Genomic DNA, 15469 nt, shown 5'->3' with positions numbered 1-15469 from the left:
ACACCCAAGGCATCGATCGCCCCAGCTGCCTCCTGCACTACGCCGAAGATCGGTGTGCCGGCGTTCTGCCCGAGCGCCAACAGCAAGATCGGAATGCCCAGCCCCAGGTCCGGGCGATCCGCCATCAGGCTGATGCCTTGCAGCATATAAACCCCTGCTCGCGAAAGCGGACTATCAGTCGACATCCAAGGTGACTGAACCACCGCATTCGCGAGCAGGCTCGCTCCCACAATGGTTCAGTGACATACCCACCGAATTGCAGACACAAAAAAACCGTGCCCCGGATCTCTCCGAAGCACGGTTTTTTTTATCGCTGCGTCTTACTTGTTCACAGCGTCGGTCAGGCCTTTGGCCACAACCAGCTTGATCACTTTCTTGGCAGGGATTTCGATGGCAGCGCCAGTCGAAGGGTTACGGCCAGTGCGGGCAGGACGCTCGGTCACTTTCAGCTTGCCGATACCTGGCAAGGTGATTTCGCCGCCGTTTTCCAGCTGATCGGCAACGATTTGGCCCAGTTGGTCCAGAGCGTTACGCGCGGTGGTTTTCGGCGCGTCGATAGCTTCAGCGATGTCGGCGATCAGTTGGTCTTTAGTAAGAGCCATGTAGTGTTCCTTCCCTATCAAATTCATATGGATTGCAGAGTGCAGTGTCAGCCATCGAGCCCGATCTTCTGGATCTGGCACCCTCGGCGATAACCACGACGAGTCGGGTTATAGATGCCGAAATCAGGGTTTGGTTCGACCTGACAAATGCTGAATGCACGCTTAACGCAGTGACTTCGCGTAAGACCGCGCAAAACTAGCACAGCGACAAGGAAATATCCGCCTCTAGCTACCCATTTGGTCAGCTTTATTGCGCTAAATCGGTAAAAAACCGCATAAGGCCGGGCGCGCGCCCCGGTTTTGCCGTGCAACCCGCGCCAAAACCAGTGGTTGCGGTACACTGAGCGCTTTTTCGGGGGAGCCTGCCCTCCTCCCTTCCAACAGCCGAGAAGCCCATGCCGATCCGTCATTGCATCGTCCACCTGATCGACAAAAAACCCGACGGCACGCCCGCAGTTCTGCACGCCCGTGACTCTGAACTGGCGGAGTCCGCAGCCATCGAAAACATGCTCGCCGACCTCAATGAGAGCTACAACGCCAAACAGGGCAAAGCCTGGGGCCTGTTCCATCCGGAGTCCGGCGCGTTCCCCTTCAGCGGCTGGCTGAAGGAGTACATGGAAGGCGGCCGTGACTTCACCGCATTCAGTAAAGTGGCGGTCGAGCACCTGCAGAAGCTGATGGAAGAATCCAACCTGTCGGTGGGCGGCCATGTGCTCTTTGCCCACTATCAGCAAGGCATGACCGACTACCTGGCGATCGCCCTGCTGCACCACAGCGAAGGCGTCGCGGTGACCGATGAGCTGGACGTTACGCCGTCGCGCCATCTTGACCTTGGCCAACTGCATCTCGCCGCGCGGATCAACGTCTCCGAGTGGCAGAACAACAAGCAGTCCAAGCAGTACATCTCGTTCATCAAGGGCAAGAACGGCAAGAAAGTCTCGGAATACTTCCGCGACTTCATCGGCTGTCAGGAGGGCGTCGACGGCCCCGGCGAAACGCGCACTTTGCTCAAGGCCTTCAGTGACTTCGTCGAAAGCGAGGACCTACCGGAAGACTCCGCCCGCGAGAAAACCAAGACCCTGGTCGACTACGCCAGCAGCCAGGCCAAGCTCGGCGAACCGATGGGCCTTGAAGAACTGTCGGAGCTGATCGACGAGGAGCGCCCGAAAGCCTTTTACGATCACATCCGCAACAAGGACTACGGCCTGTCACCAGAGATTCCGGCAGACAAGCGCACCCTCAACCAGTTCCGCCGCTTCACCGGCCGCGCCGAAGGCCTGTCGATCAGCTTCGAAGCGCATCTGCTGGGCTCGAAGATCGAATACGACGAAGAGAACGGCACGCTGATCATCAAAGGCCTGCCGACTTCGCTGACCGACCAGTTGAAGCGGCGTAACTGATGCTCGTCAATGTGTTGAAGAAAGTTGCCCTGGTGCTGCTGGTAGTCGTGGTCTACCAGAACTGGGGCAAGATCGAGCGGGTGTTCAATCCCTCGCAAATGGTCTCGGAGCAGACGCGCGCGCAAGCCAATGTCGTGCTCTACGCCACCGACTGGTGCGGCTACTGCAAGCAGACCAAACGCTTTCTCGACAGCAAGGGCATACCTTTCAAGGAGTTTGATATCGAGAAGGATGCCCAAGCGCGCAAGGCGTACGAGGCATTGGGCGGACGCGGGATTCCGCTGATCGATGTGAACGGCACGTTGATTCGCGGGTTCGACCCGGACGAAATCCTCGCTGCCCTGAAATAACACATAACCTGTGGCGAGGGAGCTTGCTCCCGCTCGACTGCGCAGCAGTCGCAAAACCTGCAAACCTGCTATCGCGCTGAGAAGCAGGGGCCGCTTCGCAGCCCAGCGGGAGCAAGCTCCCTCGCCACAGAGTGTTGCGTGTGATCCGTTATTTGGCTTCGATACGGAAACCAAAGCGCGGAAAGTGCACATGCACCACGCCGCCACGCTCGTCTTCACGGCGAACGATGAGCTCTTCACTGCCGGCAAACAGCAATTCGCCTGCCACCGGATCGACGCCGTAATCGATAGCGGCAATCGCCACCTGCTGCCCGGGCTTGAACCCGTTCGGATCAACGAACTGCTCATCCGGCAACGCCGCCGGCGTCGCGTTACGCGCCACCTCCAGCGCCTCTGCAGAGCTCATCTCGCTTGCCGCACCATGGCCGAACCCCAGCACCCGACCCAGCCACGCCGCAACCGCCGGATAGTCATCCACCAGCGGCGCCGTCACGTGGGTCGCCTTGAGGAACCACAGTGGATGCGCCAGGGCGAAGTCGGCAATCGATGGCTCGCCAAACAGGAAGTCCCCCTGCTCGCGCTGCAACTGCTGCTCGAGCCGCGCCATGATCGTCGGCCACTGATGCTTGGCCTGCTCGGCGGACAGACGCGTGGCGCTGCCGCCGCTGAACAAACCGGCGCGGTCGGCGAGGAACGCCTTGATCGCTTCCGGCGGCAATTTGCCGAAACGCACGGCCACCGATTCCGGCTGGAACACCAGGCTCACCGCGTGTTGAAACACCACCGAATCGGCCCACGCCGCAAAACTGGCGCTGGTCATTTCCTGGCCTTCGGGGAAAAACGCCGGCAGGGCTTTTTCCTGTTCCAGGCGACGAGCAATCAGTGCAGTGTCGCAATAAATGTCTGCGCCAATCTGCAGCACCGGGGTCTTGCGGTAGCCACCGGTCAGAGCGGTCAGATCCGGTTTCGGCATCACCGGCGAGATATGCACCGAGCGCCACGACAAGCCTTTGAACCCCAGCAGCAGGCGGGCCTTCTCGGCAAAGGGGGAGGTCGGGTAATGATGCAGAATCAACTCGGACATGCTCGGCTCCGCCGCTCAGATAGTGAGCCAGCAGCTTAGCGCGCATTTGCTTAGCAGCCTACAGATCTGCCTGATGGGAACCAATCAGTCAGATTGATAAGACGCCACCAGGCACTCCTTGGCGCTCTTCCTGAGTTTCTTGATCAAGCGTTCCTGGCGCAACGCATCGCTCTTGTCGCGGCACAGCTCGGTATAAACCAGCGCCATGGCCGGACTGGAGAGGAAGAACCGCGCGCCTTTACCGCTTTGATGCTTGGCGAAACGGCGCACCGGGTCGTCGCTGATTCCGCAATACAACGAGCCATTGGCGGCACGCACGAGGTAGACGAACCAGGATTTGCTCACGGGTTCGGCAACATCGACGGTTTTTTCGCTAAGGCTGGTCACTTCGGGATCTGAACGTGTAGGAAAACAGGCGGCGATCTTATCAGCGCCCGGCCTGAAATGCCTTCAGTCCCTTCAACGCTTGCGCGCGTACGGCGTTGCGCACCAGCGGCGTCCAGCCCAGCAGCAGGCCTTTGAAACCCAGTGCCTGACGCGACCAGCGCCACAGATCGAAGCGGTCGTGGTGCTCGCAGATCTTGCCGTCGCGGAAGACGAAACGCGCGTGGATATCGTTGATAACGATGTTGCCGGTCTGGCTGAACAGGTAGGTCGCGACCCAATGCGCGCCACCGGTACGCTCGTCGGCGCGGACGTTGTCGAAGGTCAGCGAGAAGTCTTTGGCGCGGGTGGTGAGCATGCGCCACATGTCGCCGGCATCGCGCCCGTGCAGCTCGCCAAAGGCCGGATCGCTGAACACGACATCGTCGGTGTAGCAGGCGGCCATGGCTTCGGCGTCGAGGCGCTGGAAGGCCTGGTAGAAGCGGGTGATCAGGGCGCTATGGGCTTCGCTCAAGGCAATCTCCAAAGAAATAGGTCAGATTGCCAGCACCATAATCCGCCGCGCCCAGAAACACTATCGGCAATACGCAAAACCCTTGTGGGAGCGAGCCTGCTCGCGATAGCGCCCTTGCAGTCAACATTGTGCTGACTGAAGCACCGCCATCGCGAGCAGGCTCACTCCTACAGTTTCTCGCTTTGCACCTGCACATACAGCGCCCGTCCGGCACCCAGCCCGGCCAGGATTGCACCCACGCCAATAATGCCGAAAATCCAGCCCAGGGCATTCCAGCCGCCGGTCCAGTCATGCACCACGCCCACGGCGAACGGCCCCATCGACGCCAGCGTGTAACCGAAACCCTGGGACATGCTCGACAGGTTCGCCGCGACATGGGAATCGCGCGAACGCAGCACAATCAGCGTCAACGCCAGACTGAAGGTACCGCCCTGCCCCAGTCCGAGCAGAATCGCCCAGCCCCACAGGCCTTCGATCGGTGCGTACAGGCAGCCGAACAGGCCCGCCAGCGTCAGCGCCATGACCACGACGATCGCCAGACGCTGATCCTTGCCCCGGGTCGCCAGCCACGGCGCGGCCAGCGAACTGGCCAGTTGAATGATCACCGAACCGGACAGCACCAATCCTGCCTGGGTCGGTGTCAGCCCGCGTCCGATGAGGATCGACGGCAACCAGCCAAACACGATGTAGGCCAGCGATGACTGCAGGCCCATGTACAAGGTCACCTGCCAGGCCAGCGGATCACGCAGCAACCCGCGCACGCGATAGGCGACGTTGTGCGCGCCGTGCTTCGAGCCGACCTGAGGCAACCAGAACACCGCCGCCACCAAGGCTGGAATCACCCAGAAACCCAGGCCCATCGCCCAGCTGTTACCGAAGTGTTCACTCAGTGGCACGGTCGAACCCGCCGCCATTGCCGCGCCCAGACACAGGGCCATGGTGTAGACACCGGTCATGGTGCCGGCGTGTCTGGCGAAGTCGCGCTTGACGATGCCGGGCAGCAGCACGCCGACGATGCCGATGCTGGCGCCGCCGAGCACACTGCCGGCGAACAGGCCGATCTCACCGAAGTTGCTGCGCAGGATAATCCCGCCGGCCAGCGTCAGCAGAATGCCCAACACCACCCGTTCAGCGCCGAAACGTCGCGCCAGAATCGGCGCCAGCGGCGCGAACAGGCCCAGGCACAGCACCGGCAACGTAGTCAGCAATCCCGCCTGCGCCGCGGACAGCCCGAGACTTCTGGAGACCTCGCTGAGCAACGGCGCCATGCTCGACAGCGCCGGGCGCAGGTTCAATGCCACCAGAATCAGTCCGAGCAGCAACAGCCACGGACGTTTTACCAACGGGTGGCTTTGCTGCACCTGCTCGTCATCGGCTTCGGCATCAATCAGCAGCTCTTCCAGCTCGGTGGTGCGTTTCGACGCTGTGGATAACTCAGTGCGGGACATGGTTTTCTCGGTTTCAAGGTTCATTGATCAACTGCCTCGACAAGGCTTTGGCCCGTTCCGGGTCGCGTTGCTCGACCGCATCGAGCAGGTCGATATGCAGGTCGAACACTTCCTGGCGGCGCGGGGAGATATTCAGGGTCTGGCGCAATTGCGCGCCGACGATGCTGGAGAAATAGCGATACAGCTCGCTGAGAGTCGGGTTATGCGCGGCGTCGACCAGACGTCGATGGAACACCAGATCGCAGGCGATGTAGGTGTCGAGATCGCCGTGGTAATGGCTGCCGCTGGTGCCGAGCGCTTCGCGCAGTGCGGCCAGATCCTCATCGGTACGGCGCAACGCCGCCAGGCCGATGGCCTCGACTTCAAGAATGTGCCGGGTTTCCCGGGCCTGCTCCAGGGAACAGCGGGACAACGCCTTCAGCGTATCCAGCGGGTCGACCACTGCACGCAGATAACTGCCGTCGCCCTGACGGATTTCGATCAGTCCGGAGAACGCCAGAACGCGCATCGCTTCGCGCACCGTGTTGCGGCTGATGCCCAGCTCGGCGCATAGCTCAGGCTCGGTGGGCAGACGCTCGCCGACCTGCCAGACACCACTGTTGATGCGCTGACGCAGTTGGTCCAGAGCCTGATCGACCAGGGACCGCTTGATCAAAGGGGAAATTTCGGACATGAGCCTCGCCTTTTCATCCAATCATAGGATGAATTTTTCGACATGTTAGTCAGACCCATGTAGGACGGCAACCACCTAGGGTCAATCGGAGACACACGGAGCGGCATTTTCGATTGGTCAAAATTACCCTTTAAGGGTAATTTCAGGGACAGGGTTTTGGCTTCTTATGGAAAAGAACACACCCCATTACGACTTGGCGGTGATCAAGTCTGAAGTGAGGCGACTGGGTCAAAATGCTTTCACCAAAACTTCAGTAAAGTCAGCTGAGAAGCTCGGCTTCAACGTCAGCGAAATGCAGGAGATTGTTTTCGAGCTACAAACCAGGATGTTGTACAAATCGATGACTACCTATGACGATCATCGAATCTGGCAAGACGTGTATCACATCAATTCGCGAGATCAGGAGATTTACATCAAGGTGACATACCGCCCCGGCGGCATCCCACCGGTGATCTCCTTTAAGGAGAAAAACCCATGAAAACCCAGCAATGTGTCAGCTGCGGGGCGCGTGAGGGAATGAGGCATTTTCAGGGGCGCGGCGAAACCCTGAGAGTCAAAGACATGGAGCGTCGTGTCGATAATCTTTCTGGATGGGAATGCCAGAAGTGCGGTGAGATCGAATGGGACCCCGATACCGATAGTGCGCAGCGGTATTGCAACGCAGGTGATGAGTTGGTTATCGCTGCGAGGCAAATGATTGGTGACGAGATGAAGCGTATCCGTCGCAAATTGCACCTGACGCAAAAAGAGACGGTACAACTGCTGTCTGGGGGTGGGCATAACGCATTTTCCCGCTATGAGCGCGGCGATGTATTGCCGCCCAAGGCGCTCATACTGTTGATGCGTTTATTGGATCGTTATCCGTACTTGCTAACCGATGTAAAGACTCTCGGCGAAGGTGCCGACTTGAGAGGTTTCGAGCACATCGTCCACAAAGAACACGAATCCCTCTCCGTGTCCTGAACCGTTCAGAAAAAACAAACCCGGCACATCGCCGGGTTGGTTTTTACTCATCCGCCATCAATGCAAAATCTGACTCAAGAACAACTTGGTCCGATCATTCTGCGGGTTATCGAAGAAGTCGTTCGGCGCTGCCTGCTCGACGATCTCGCCCTTGTCCATGAAAATCACGCGGTTCGCCACGGTGCGGGCGAAGCCCATTTCGTGGGTCACGCAGAGCATGGTCATGCCGTCTTCGGCCAGGCCGATCATGGTGTCGAGAACCTCTTTCACCATTTCCGGATCGAGTGCTGAAGTCGGTTCGTCGAACAGCATGATTTTCGGCTTCATGCACAGGGCGCGGGCGATCGCCACACGCTGTTGCTGACCGCCGGACAGTTGCCCCGGATACTTGTGCGCCTGCTCCGGAATGCGTACGCGCTCCAAGTAATGCATGGCGATTTCCTCGGCCTTGCGCTTGGGCATCTTGCGCACCCACATCGGCGCCAGGGTGCAGTTCTGCAAAATGGTCAGGTGCGGGAACAGGTTGAAGTGCTGAAACACCATGCCGACTTCGCGGCGGATCGCTTCGATCTGCTTGAGGTCGTTGGTCAATTCCACGCCGTCGACGACGATGCGGCCCTGCTGGTGTTCTTCCAGACGATTCAGGCAACGAATCGTCGTGGATTTACCGGAACCCGACGGGCCGCACAGCACGATGCGTTCGCCCTGTTTGACGTTGAGGTTGATGTCTTTGAGTACGTGAAACTGGCCGTACCACTTGTTCACGCCCTGCATCTGGATGATGCCTTCCGGACCCACAGGCTTTTTGATTGCTTCGCTCATTTACAGAGAACTCCTAACGCTTGTGGCCAGTGTCGAGCTTGCGTTCCAGATGCATGGAATAGCGCGACATACCAAAACAGAAAATCCAGAACACCAGGGCGGCGAACACGTAGCCTTCGGTGGCCATGCCCAGCCATTTCGGGTCGGCGGCGGCTTGCTTGACGCTGTTGAGCAGGTCGAACAGGCCAATGATGATCACCAGGCTGGTGTCCTTGAAAAGCGCAATGAACGTGTTGACGATGCCCGGAATCACCAGCTTCAAGGCCTGCGGCAAAATCACCAGGCCCATCGAACGCCAGTAACCGAGGCCCATCGCCGCAGCCGCTTCGTACTGCCCTTTGGGAATCGCTTGCAGACCGCCGCGCACCACTTCGGCGACGTAGGCCGACTGGAACAGGATCACCCCGATCAGCGCCCGCAGCAGTTTGTCGAAGTTCATGCCTTCGGGCAGGAACAGCGGCAGCATCACCGAGGACATGAACAGCACCGTGATCAACGGCACGCCGCGCCAGAATTCGATGAAGGTCACGCAGACCACACGAATCGCTGGCATATTCGAACGCCGCCCCAGCGCCAGCACGATGCCCAGCGGCAAAGCGCCGGCAATGCCGACGGTGGCGATCACCAGGGTCAGCATCAGCCCGCCCCACTGGCTGGTCGGCACGGTGGTCAGACCGAAACCGCCGTGCAACAAGGTGAAGGCGATGATCGGGTACAGCACCAGAAAGCTCAGGCCATAGACCGCTTTACGCGGCATCCGCGAGATGAACAGGGGTGCTGCGCCGATGACCGCCAGCCACACGGTCAGGTCCACGCGCCAGCGCAGTTCGGTCGGGTAATAACCGTACATGAACTGGCCGAACCGCTGCTGGATGAACACCCAGCAGGCGCCCTCCTTGGTGCAGTCGGCGCGGGTGGTGCCAACCCAGTTGGCATCGACGATCGCCCAACTGAGGATCGGAGGTACCACGAGATAAATCAGGTAGAACGCAAACAGCGTCAGCAGGGTGTTGAGCCAGCTGGAGAACATGTTCGCGCGCATCCACGCCACCACGCCGATGCTGCTGTTGGGTGGAGGCATGTCGGGTTTGAAAGTATGAGTACTCATGCGCTTTTCCTTACCGCTCGATCAGCGCAATGCGCTTGTTGTACCAGTTCATCAGCAGGGAAATGCTGATACTGATCGCCAGGTACACGCTCATGGTGATGGCAATCACTTCGATGGCCTGCCCGGTCTGGTTGAGCACGGTGCCAGCGAACAGCGAAACCATTTCCGGGTAACCGATACCGGCGGCCAGCGAGGAGTTTTTCGCCAGGTTGAGGTATTGGCTGGTCAGCGGCGGAATGATCACGCGCAAAGCTTGCGGGATGATCACCTTGCGCAGGGTCGGGCCGTTGCGCAGGCCAAGCGAACGCGCCGCTTCGGTCTGGCCATGGCTGACCGACTTGATCCCGGAACGCACGATTTCAGCGATGAAGGCCGCGGTGTACACGGTGAGCGCCAGGGTCAAGGCCAGCAGTTCCGGGATCAGCACCCAGCCGCCGACAAAGTTGAAGCCCTTGAGCTCGGGCATTTCCCAGTGCAGCGGAGCGCCGAAGATCAGCGCGCACAAGGTCGGGATCACCAGCACAATTGCCAGGCCGGTCCAGAACTTGTGGAACGGTACACCGGTTTCTTCGAAGCGCTTGTTGGCCCAGCGGCACATCAGCACGATGCCGACGATCGCCAGCACGATGCTGACCACGAACGCCCAGAAGCCGTCAGCTGCAAGTGCGGCCGGCATGTTCAGGCCACGGCTGCTGACGAAGAAGGTGTCGCCGAAGTTATGGCTGTTGCGCGGCCCCGGCATGGTCAGGAATACCGCGAAGTACCAGAACAGGATCTGCAGCAGTGGCGGAATGTTGCGGAACACTTCCACATATACCGTCGCCAGTTTGGCGATGATCCAGTTCTGCGACAGGCGCGCCACGCCGACGATGAAACCGAGAATCGTCGCCAGAATCACGCCGATAAAGGTTACCAACAGGGTGTTGAGCAGGCCGATGACGAACACCCGCGCGTAGCTGTCCGCTTCGGTGTAGTCGATCAGGTGTTGAGCGATGCCGAACCCGGCACTGCGCTCCAGAAAGCTGAAACCAGAAGTGATGCCCCGGTGCTGAAGGTTGGTTTGCGTATTGTCGAACAGGTACCAGCCAAGCGAGACCACCGCCACAACCGTGATGATCTGGAATAGCCACGCACGCACTCGTGGATCGCTGAGGCTGAGCCTCTGCTTTGGTGCGCCGATAGAATTTTGCATGAAGTGCCCCGAAAGAAATGGAACAAGAACATCACCCGGCGGTTGGCCCGCCGGGTGATAGAACCATTAGCGCACTGGTGGTGCGTACTGAATGCCGCCGTTGTTCCACAGGGCGTTCAGGCCACGGTCGATTTCCAGCGGAGTGCTCTTGCCGAGGTTTTTCTCGAAGATTTCACCGTAGTTGCCGACTTGCTTGACGATCTGCACAACCCAGTCTTTCGGCAGTTTCAGGTCTTTGCCGTATTCGCCGTCAGCGCCGAGCATACGGGCCACGTCCGGGTTCTTGGTCGACTTGGCTTCAGCTTCGACGTTCTTCGAAGTGATGCCGGCTTCTTCGGCATTGAGCAGCGCGTAGCCGACCCAACGCACGATCGCCAGCCACTCGTCGTCGCCATTACGTACGACCGGGCCCAGTGGCTCCTTGGAAATGGTTTCCGGCAGAACCACGTAGTCCTTCGGCGAGGCCAGCTTGCTGCGCTGGGCGAACAGCTGGGACTTGTCGGAGGTCAGCACGTCGCAACGACCGGATTCCAGCGACTTGGCGCTTTCATCGGAGGTGTCGAAGGTGATCGGAGTGTATTTCAGACCGTTGCCACGGAAGTAGTCGGAAACGTTCAGCTCGGTGGTGGTACCGGCCTGAATGCAGATGGTCGCGCCGTCGAGCTCTTTGGCACTTTTCACGCCCAGCTTGTTGTTCACCAGAAAGCCGATGCCGTCGTAGTAGGTAATGAAGCCCGGAAATTTCAGACCCATGCCCGCGTCACGGGAGCTGGTCATGGTGGTGTTGCGCGACAGGATGTCGATCTCGCCGGACTGCAGCGCGGTGAAGCGCTCCTTGGCGTTCAACTGGCTGAACTTGACCTTGTTGGCGTCGCCGAAAACGGCAGCGGCCACAGCGCGGCAGACGTCGGCGTCGATGCCGAGGATCTTGCCGGTCGCATCCGGTACCGAGAAGCCCGGCAGACCGTCGCTCACGCCACACTGCACGAAACCTTTTTTCTGTACCGCATCCAGGGTTGCACCCGCCTGAGCGAACCCGCTGACACCGAGTACTGCTGCAGCAGTCACGACCGCCAGAGTGGATTTCAACATCTTCATTCAAACCTCCAGTTTTGCTCTTGTTGTGTCGGAGCTTGAGTCCTGTCGCACCCTTTTGAGGCGTTGTTGACCCGTGTTGGCTTTTTTTGGGGTCAACCGACGTAAGACCTTCGCTATGAGTCTAGTAGGAGAAGATCCACATCATGGATCACTCACTTCTCACCAATCGGCCGAACGGGCTGTAGCCCTTTCACGTTCGCTAAGCCCGTAGCGGCCATTGGCGAACATCCATCACCGGATTCGTTGCTATCCCATCGCGCGACTGACACTGATAGTGTTACCGCCGCACAACGGATGCTTCGTACGCAAAGCTTCATAGCAAAGGCCGTACCACACCGCTTGCCGAAGTCATTGCGCGACACGTCAATAGCTAAACTTGTAACCTTGCGACATCTTGTTAACGGATCAACCGGGCGCGCACTTCAATCACGCACTCAATGAGAGCGCCCGCACATTTTTGGAGCAGACATGACCGAGCCCTTGATTCTTCAGCCTGTTAAGCCCGCGGATGCCTGCGTGATCTGGCTGCACGGCCTCGGCGCCGACCGCTACGACTTCCTGCCGGTCGCCGAGGCGCTGCAGGAAAGCCTGCTGAGCACACGTTTTGTGCTGCCCCAGGCACCCACTCTTCCAGTGACGATAAATGGCGGATATGCCATGCCCAGCTGGTACGACATCAAGGCCATGAGCCCGGCCCGGGCGATTGACCGTGACCAGTTGGAAGCGTCGGCGGATCGCATCATCGGACTGATCGAGAGCGAGCGCGCCAGCGGAATAGACGCCTCGCGGATTTTTCTGGCCGGATTCTCCCAGGGCGGCGCCGTGGTATTGCACACCGCTTTCCTGAAATGGCAGGGGCCGTTGGGTGGGGTGCTGGCGTTGTCGACATATGCGCCGACCTTCACTGAAGAGATGGAGCTTTGCGCCAGTCAGCAGCGCATTCCTGCGCTGTGTCTGCACGGTCAGTTCGATGGGGTGGTGCAGAACTCGATGGGGCGCAGTGCCTATGAGCATTTGGTGAAGCATGGTGTCACCGTGACATGGCAGGAATACCCAATGGAGCACGAAGTGTTACCTGAAGAGATTCGCGACATCGGCGTCTGGTTGAGCGAACGCCTGCGCTGATTGGCGACCAATCCCTGCCCTTTGATCCCTCCTACTACGCCGCGCCCGTTTCTTGCATTACACTGGCCGGCGTACATTCCTTAACCAATTGATGAGATGACCGTGCTCAAAGCACTCAAGAAAATGTTCGGTAAAAGCGAGGCTGAGCAGCTCGCGCCAGTTTCCAGCGCGCCGTCGCACGCCCCCGGTCATCGCACCGATGCCCCACAGGCCGACCGCCCCGCTCCCGCAGCCACACCGAAGCCAGAAGAAAAACCCGCTACGGCCGCGCCAATTGCCGCCGAGCCTGCGCGCAGCGAAACGCCGAAACCGGCCAGACCGCGTCGCGAACCGAAGCCCAAGGCAGCGGTAATTCCCTGGAAACTCGAAGACTTCGTCGTCGAGCCGCAGGAAGGCAAAACCCGCTTTCACGATTTCAAGCTCGCCCCGGAACTGATGCACGCCATCCAGGACCTGGGCTTTCCTTACTGCACGCCGATCCAGGCGCAGGTGCTGGGCTTCACCCTCGCCGGCAAAGATGCCATCGGCCGTGCGCAGACCGGCACCGGCAAGACCGCCGCGTTTTTGATCTCGATCATCACCCAACTGCTGCAGACGCCGCCGCCCAAAGAGCGCTACATGGGCGAACCGCGCGCGTTGATCATCGCGCCGACCCGCGAACTGGTGGTGCAGATCGCCAAGGACGCCGCAGACCTGACCAAGTACACCGGCCTCAACGTGATGACGTTCGTCGGAGGCATGGACTTCGACAAGCAACTCAAGCACCTCGAAGCGCGCCACTGCGACATTCTCGTCGCGACCCCGGGCCGCTTGCTCGACTTCAACCAGCGCGGCGACGTGCACCTGGACATGGTCGAAGTGATGGTGCTGGACGAAGCCGACCGCATGCTCGACATGGGTTTCATCCCGCAGGTTCGGCAGATCATTCGTCAGACCCCGCCGAAGTCCGAGCGCCAGACCTTGCTGTTCTCCGCGACCTTTACCGAAGACGTGATGAACCTTGCCAAGCAATGGACCACGGATCCGGCGATCGTCGAAATCGAAATCACCAACGTCGCCAATGAGAACGTCGAGCAGCACATCTACGCCGTGGCCGCCGCCGACAAATACAAACTGCTCTACAACCTGGTCAACGACAACGGTTGGGAGCGGGTCATCGTGTTTGCCAACCGCAAGGACGAAGTGCGCCGCATCGAGGAGCGCCTTGTGCGTGACGGCATCAACGCCGCGCAATTGTCCGGTGACGTGCCGCAGCACAAGCGCATCAAGACCCTCGAAGGTTTCCGCGAAGGCAAGATTCGCGTGCTGGTGGCCACCGATGTCGCCGGTCGCGGCATTCACATCGACGGTATCAGCCACGTGATCAACTTCACCCTGCCGGAAGTGCCGGACGATTACGTGCACCGCATCGGCCGTACCGGTCGCGCCGGCGCTGACGGTGTGTCGATCAGCTTCGCCGGTGAGGACGACTCCTATCAGTTGCCGTCCATCGAAGAAAAGCTCGGTCGCAAGATCAGCTGCGAAACACCGCCGACGCATCTGCTCCGCGCGGTTGAGCGCAAGCGCCCACAATAAGCCTCGCGATACGAAAAAGCGCAGCCGGAAACGGACTGCGCTTTTTTTACGCCCGACGGTTGCTCGCCAGAACCAAAAGTCCATAATGGAATAATAAGTTTATCTTTGGAGAGCGAGATGTCCGGTACCCCGTACGTGATCGATCAAGCCCAAGCCCGTGATCTGCTGACGCGAATCGACGTGCCGCAGATCCTGCGCAAACTGTTCCGTGATCTGGCGGCCGGTACCGCCGTGCAGCCAGCTCAGCAGTGGGTGGAATTTCCACAGGGCGCCGGCGACTTCATCAATTATCTGGGCGTGCTGGCCGAGGACGGCGTGTACGGCGTGAAGACTTCGCCGTATATCGTTCGTGAGCAGGGTGCGCTGGTGACGGCGTGGACCCTGCTGATGTCGATGAAAACCGGCCAGCCGCTGCTGCTCTGCGATGCCGGCGAACTGACTACCGCGCGCACCGCCGCGACCACGGCAGTGGCGGTTGACGCCCTCGCACCGGCGAATGCCCAACGACTGGCGATCATCGGCAGCGGGAAAGTCGCTCAGGCGCATCTGCATTACGTCAAAACCTTGCGCGAATGGCAAAGCATCAGCGTGTACTCGCCGTCGCTGCTGGAAGATCCTGAGACACAGGCCGTGTTGAGGACCACCGCGCCGCAACTGAAGATTGCCGAAAGCCGCGAGGCCGCTATCGCCGAAGCTGACGTGATCATGCTCTGCACCTCGTCTGCCGGGCCGGTGATCGAGCCTGCCGAATTGAGCAAACCGGCGCTGATCACCTCGATCAGCACCAACGCCCCCCGCGCACATGAAGTGCCGCCGGGCAGCCTCAACGACATGCAGGTGTTCTGCGACTATCGTCAGACCACGCCGGGGTCGGCGGGTGAGATGTTGATTGCCGCTGAGCAGCATGGATGGCACAAGGAATCGATTGTGGGCGATCTGGCGGATTTGCTCAGCGACAAAGTCCCGCGCCCTGATTACCAGCGGCATGTGTTTTTCCGTTCGATCGGTCTGGGCCTGGAAGACATTGCCTTGGCCAATGCCGTTTATCACCTCACCACAAATCCCTTGTAGGAGTGAGCCTGCTCGCGATAGCGGTCTGACATTCGATATTGATGTCGGCTGATCGACCGC

General features: G+C 59.6%; 17 protein-coding genes. 7 read left to right on the top strand and 10 right to left on the bottom strand.

All coding sequences use genetic code 11. The features are described 5' to 3' along the window. Window positions 1-320 precede the first annotated feature (320 nt). Complete coding sequence (locus DCO47_RS20185) at window positions 321-602, bottom strand: HU family DNA-binding protein (RefSeq protein ID WP_003221909.1); 282 nt, start codon at window positions 600-602, stop codon at window positions 321-323. Between the two features lie 395 nt (window positions 603-997). On the opposite strand from DCO47_RS20185, the gene yejK reads away from it, so the two are divergent. Both yejK and DCO47_RS20175 read left to right on the top strand, forming a co-directional pair. After that, window positions 998-2002, top strand: coding sequence for a nucleoid-associated protein YejK (gene yejK / locus DCO47_RS20180; protein WP_039759184.1), 1005 nt, complete (start codon window positions 998-1000; stop codon window positions 2000-2002). Then, window positions 2002-2352 carry a glutaredoxin family protein gene (locus DCO47_RS20175; protein ID WP_116658772.1) on the top strand — a complete coding sequence of 117 codons (351 nt, stop codon included), beginning with the start codon at window positions 2002-2004 and terminating at the stop codon, window positions 2350-2352. Before yejK ends, DCO47_RS20175 begins: the two co-directional genes overlap by 1 nt. Window positions 2353-2500: 148 nt before the next feature. Here DCO47_RS20175 and DCO47_RS20170 read toward each other — a convergent pair whose 3' ends face one another. From DCO47_RS20170 to DCO47_RS20150, 5 genes are all read right to left on the bottom strand, one after another. Continuing rightward, complete coding sequence (locus DCO47_RS20170; protein ID WP_116658771.1) at window positions 2501-3436, bottom strand: glutathione S-transferase family protein; 936 nt, start codon at window positions 3434-3436, stop codon at window positions 2501-2503. A gap of 84 nt (window positions 3437-3520) precedes the next feature. Further along, window positions 3521-3823, bottom strand: a complete 303-nt coding sequence (locus tag DCO47_RS20165; protein WP_064364404.1) for a GIY-YIG nuclease family protein — start codon at window positions 3821-3823, stop codon at window positions 3521-3523. Window positions 3824-3863: 40 nt separating this feature from the next. Next, complete coding sequence (locus DCO47_RS20160) at window positions 3864-4334, bottom strand: nuclear transport factor 2 family protein (RefSeq protein ID WP_042607724.1); 471 nt, start codon at window positions 4332-4334, stop codon at window positions 3864-3866. Between the two features lie 167 nt (window positions 4335-4501). Beyond that, window positions 4502-5806, bottom strand: coding sequence for a CynX/NimT family MFS transporter (locus DCO47_RS20155; RefSeq protein WP_116658770.1), 1305 nt, complete (start codon window positions 5804-5806; stop codon window positions 4502-4504). Beyond that, a complete protein-coding gene (locus DCO47_RS20150) occupies window positions 5796-6455 on the bottom strand; it encodes a FadR/GntR family transcriptional regulator (protein ID WP_042607722.1) in 660 nt (219 codons plus the stop codon). The genes DCO47_RS20155 and DCO47_RS20150 overlap by 11 nt, the downstream gene beginning before the upstream one ends. 166 nt (window positions 6456-6621) lie before the next feature. Here DCO47_RS20150 and DCO47_RS20145 point away from each other — a divergent pair, with 166 nt between their 5' ends. Both DCO47_RS20145 and DCO47_RS20140 read left to right on the top strand, forming a co-directional pair. Continuing rightward, window positions 6622-6933, top strand: coding sequence for a type II toxin-antitoxin system MqsR family toxin (locus DCO47_RS20145; RefSeq protein WP_116658769.1), 312 nt, complete (start codon window positions 6622-6624; stop codon window positions 6931-6933). Further along, window positions 6930-7418 (top strand): type II toxin-antitoxin system MqsA family antitoxin, encoded by a 489-nt coding sequence (locus DCO47_RS20140; protein ID WP_116658768.1) that lies wholly within the window; start codon window positions 6930-6932, stop codon window positions 7416-7418. The genes DCO47_RS20145 and DCO47_RS20140 overlap by 4 nt, the downstream gene beginning before the upstream one ends. Before the next feature lie 57 nt (window positions 7419-7475). Here the strand turns inward: DCO47_RS20140 and DCO47_RS20135 are convergent, their stop codons facing one another. From DCO47_RS20135 to DCO47_RS20120, 4 genes are all read right to left on the bottom strand, one after another. Next, window positions 7476-8240: an amino acid ABC transporter ATP-binding protein gene (locus DCO47_RS20135; RefSeq protein ID WP_016771581.1), complete on the bottom strand. Its 765-nt coding sequence runs from the start codon at window positions 8238-8240 to the stop codon at window positions 7476-7478. 13 nt (window positions 8241-8253) lie between these two features. Continuing rightward, window positions 8254-9348 (bottom strand): amino acid ABC transporter permease, encoded by a 1095-nt coding sequence (locus tag DCO47_RS20130; protein ID WP_042607719.1) that lies wholly within the window; start codon window positions 9346-9348, stop codon window positions 8254-8256. 10 nt (window positions 9349-9358) lie between these two features. Next, window positions 9359-10540 carry an amino acid ABC transporter permease gene (locus DCO47_RS20125; protein ID WP_064364408.1) on the bottom strand — a complete coding sequence of 394 codons (1182 nt, stop codon included), beginning with the start codon at window positions 10538-10540 and terminating at the stop codon, window positions 9359-9361. 66 nt (window positions 10541-10606) lie between these two features. Continuing rightward, on the bottom strand, window positions 10607-11638 hold the full coding sequence (locus DCO47_RS20120; protein ID WP_016771583.1) for an amino acid ABC transporter substrate-binding protein: 1032 nt from the start codon (window positions 11636-11638) through the stop codon (window positions 10607-10609). 468 nt (window positions 11639-12106) lie between these two features. Between DCO47_RS20120 and DCO47_RS20115 the strand changes: the two genes are divergently transcribed. The 3 genes from DCO47_RS20115 to DCO47_RS20105 all read left to right on the top strand — a co-directional run bounded on the left by DCO47_RS20115 (window position 12107) and on the right by DCO47_RS20105 (window position 15409). Continuing rightward, entirely contained in the window at window positions 12107-12763 is a 657-nt protein-coding gene (locus DCO47_RS20115) for an alpha/beta hydrolase (RefSeq protein ID WP_116658767.1), read from the top strand. A gap of 96 nt (window positions 12764-12859) precedes the next feature. Next, entirely contained in the window at window positions 12860-14338 is a 1479-nt protein-coding gene (gene rhlB / locus DCO47_RS20110; RefSeq protein WP_116658766.1) for an ATP-dependent RNA helicase RhlB, read from the top strand. A 117-nt stretch (window positions 14339-14455) separates the two neighbouring features. Then, complete coding sequence (locus DCO47_RS20105) at window positions 14456-15409, top strand: ornithine cyclodeaminase family protein (protein WP_116658765.1); 954 nt, start codon at window positions 14456-14458, stop codon at window positions 15407-15409. The last annotated feature ends 60 nt before the right edge of the window (window positions 15410-15469 follow it).

Origin of the sequence: Pseudomonas sp. NDM, assembly GCF_003105095.1 — a bacterium.
Classification (GTDB): Bacteria; Pseudomonadota; Gammaproteobacteria; order Pseudomonadales; family Pseudomonadaceae; genus Aquipseudomonas; species Aquipseudomonas moraviensis_A.
The sequence above is the reverse complement of the archived record's forward strand: the minus strand, read 5'-3'. Positions and strand labels throughout refer to the sequence as shown.

Excerpts from the sequence above, each read along its gene's own strand:
- DCO47_RS20185 (WP_003221909.1), bottom strand. The coding sequence starts at position 602 with ATGGCTCTTACTAAAGACCAACTGATCGCCGACATCGCTGAAGCTATC.
- yejK (WP_039759184.1), top strand. The coding sequence starts at position 998 with ATGCCGATCCGTCATTGCATCGTCCACCTGATCGACAAAAAACCCGAC.
- DCO47_RS20175 (WP_116658772.1), top strand. The coding sequence starts at position 2,002 with ATGCTCGTCAATGTGTTGAAGAAAGTTGCCCTGGTGCTGCTGGTAGTC.
- DCO47_RS20170 (WP_116658771.1), bottom strand. The coding sequence starts at position 3,436 with ATGTCCGAGTTGATTCTGCATCATTACCCGACCTCCCCCTTTGCCGAG.
- DCO47_RS20155 (WP_116658770.1), bottom strand. The coding sequence starts at position 5,806 with ATGAACCTTGAAACCGAGAAAACCATGTCCCGCACTGAGTTATCCACA.
- DCO47_RS20150 (WP_042607722.1), bottom strand. The coding sequence starts at position 6,455 with ATGTCCGAAATTTCCCCTTTGATCAAGCGGTCCCTGGTCGATCAGGCT.
- DCO47_RS20145 (WP_116658769.1), top strand. The coding sequence starts at position 6,622 with ATGGAAAAGAACACACCCCATTACGACTTGGCGGTGATCAAGTCTGAA.
- DCO47_RS20140 (WP_116658768.1), top strand. The coding sequence starts at position 6,930 with ATGAAAACCCAGCAATGTGTCAGCTGCGGGGCGCGTGAGGGAATGAGG.
- DCO47_RS20135 (WP_016771581.1), bottom strand. The coding sequence starts at position 8,240 with ATGAGCGAAGCAATCAAAAAGCCTGTGGGTCCGGAAGGCATCATCCAG.
- DCO47_RS20130 (WP_042607719.1), bottom strand. The coding sequence starts at position 9,348 with ATGAGTACTCATACTTTCAAACCCGACATGCCTCCACCCAACAGCAGC.
- DCO47_RS20125 (WP_064364408.1), bottom strand. The coding sequence starts at position 10,540 with ATGCAAAATTCTATCGGCGCACCAAAGCAGAGGCTCAGCCTCAGCGAT.
- DCO47_RS20120 (WP_016771583.1), bottom strand. The coding sequence starts at position 11,638 with ATGAAGATGTTGAAATCCACTCTGGCGGTCGTGACTGCTGCAGCAGTA.
- DCO47_RS20115 (WP_116658767.1), top strand. The coding sequence starts at position 12,107 with ATGACCGAGCCCTTGATTCTTCAGCCTGTTAAGCCCGCGGATGCCTGC.
- rhlB (WP_116658766.1), top strand. The coding sequence starts at position 12,860 with ATGACCGTGCTCAAAGCACTCAAGAAAATGTTCGGTAAAAGCGAGGCT.
- DCO47_RS20105 (WP_116658765.1), top strand. The coding sequence starts at position 14,456 with ATGTCCGGTACCCCGTACGTGATCGATCAAGCCCAAGCCCGTGATCTG.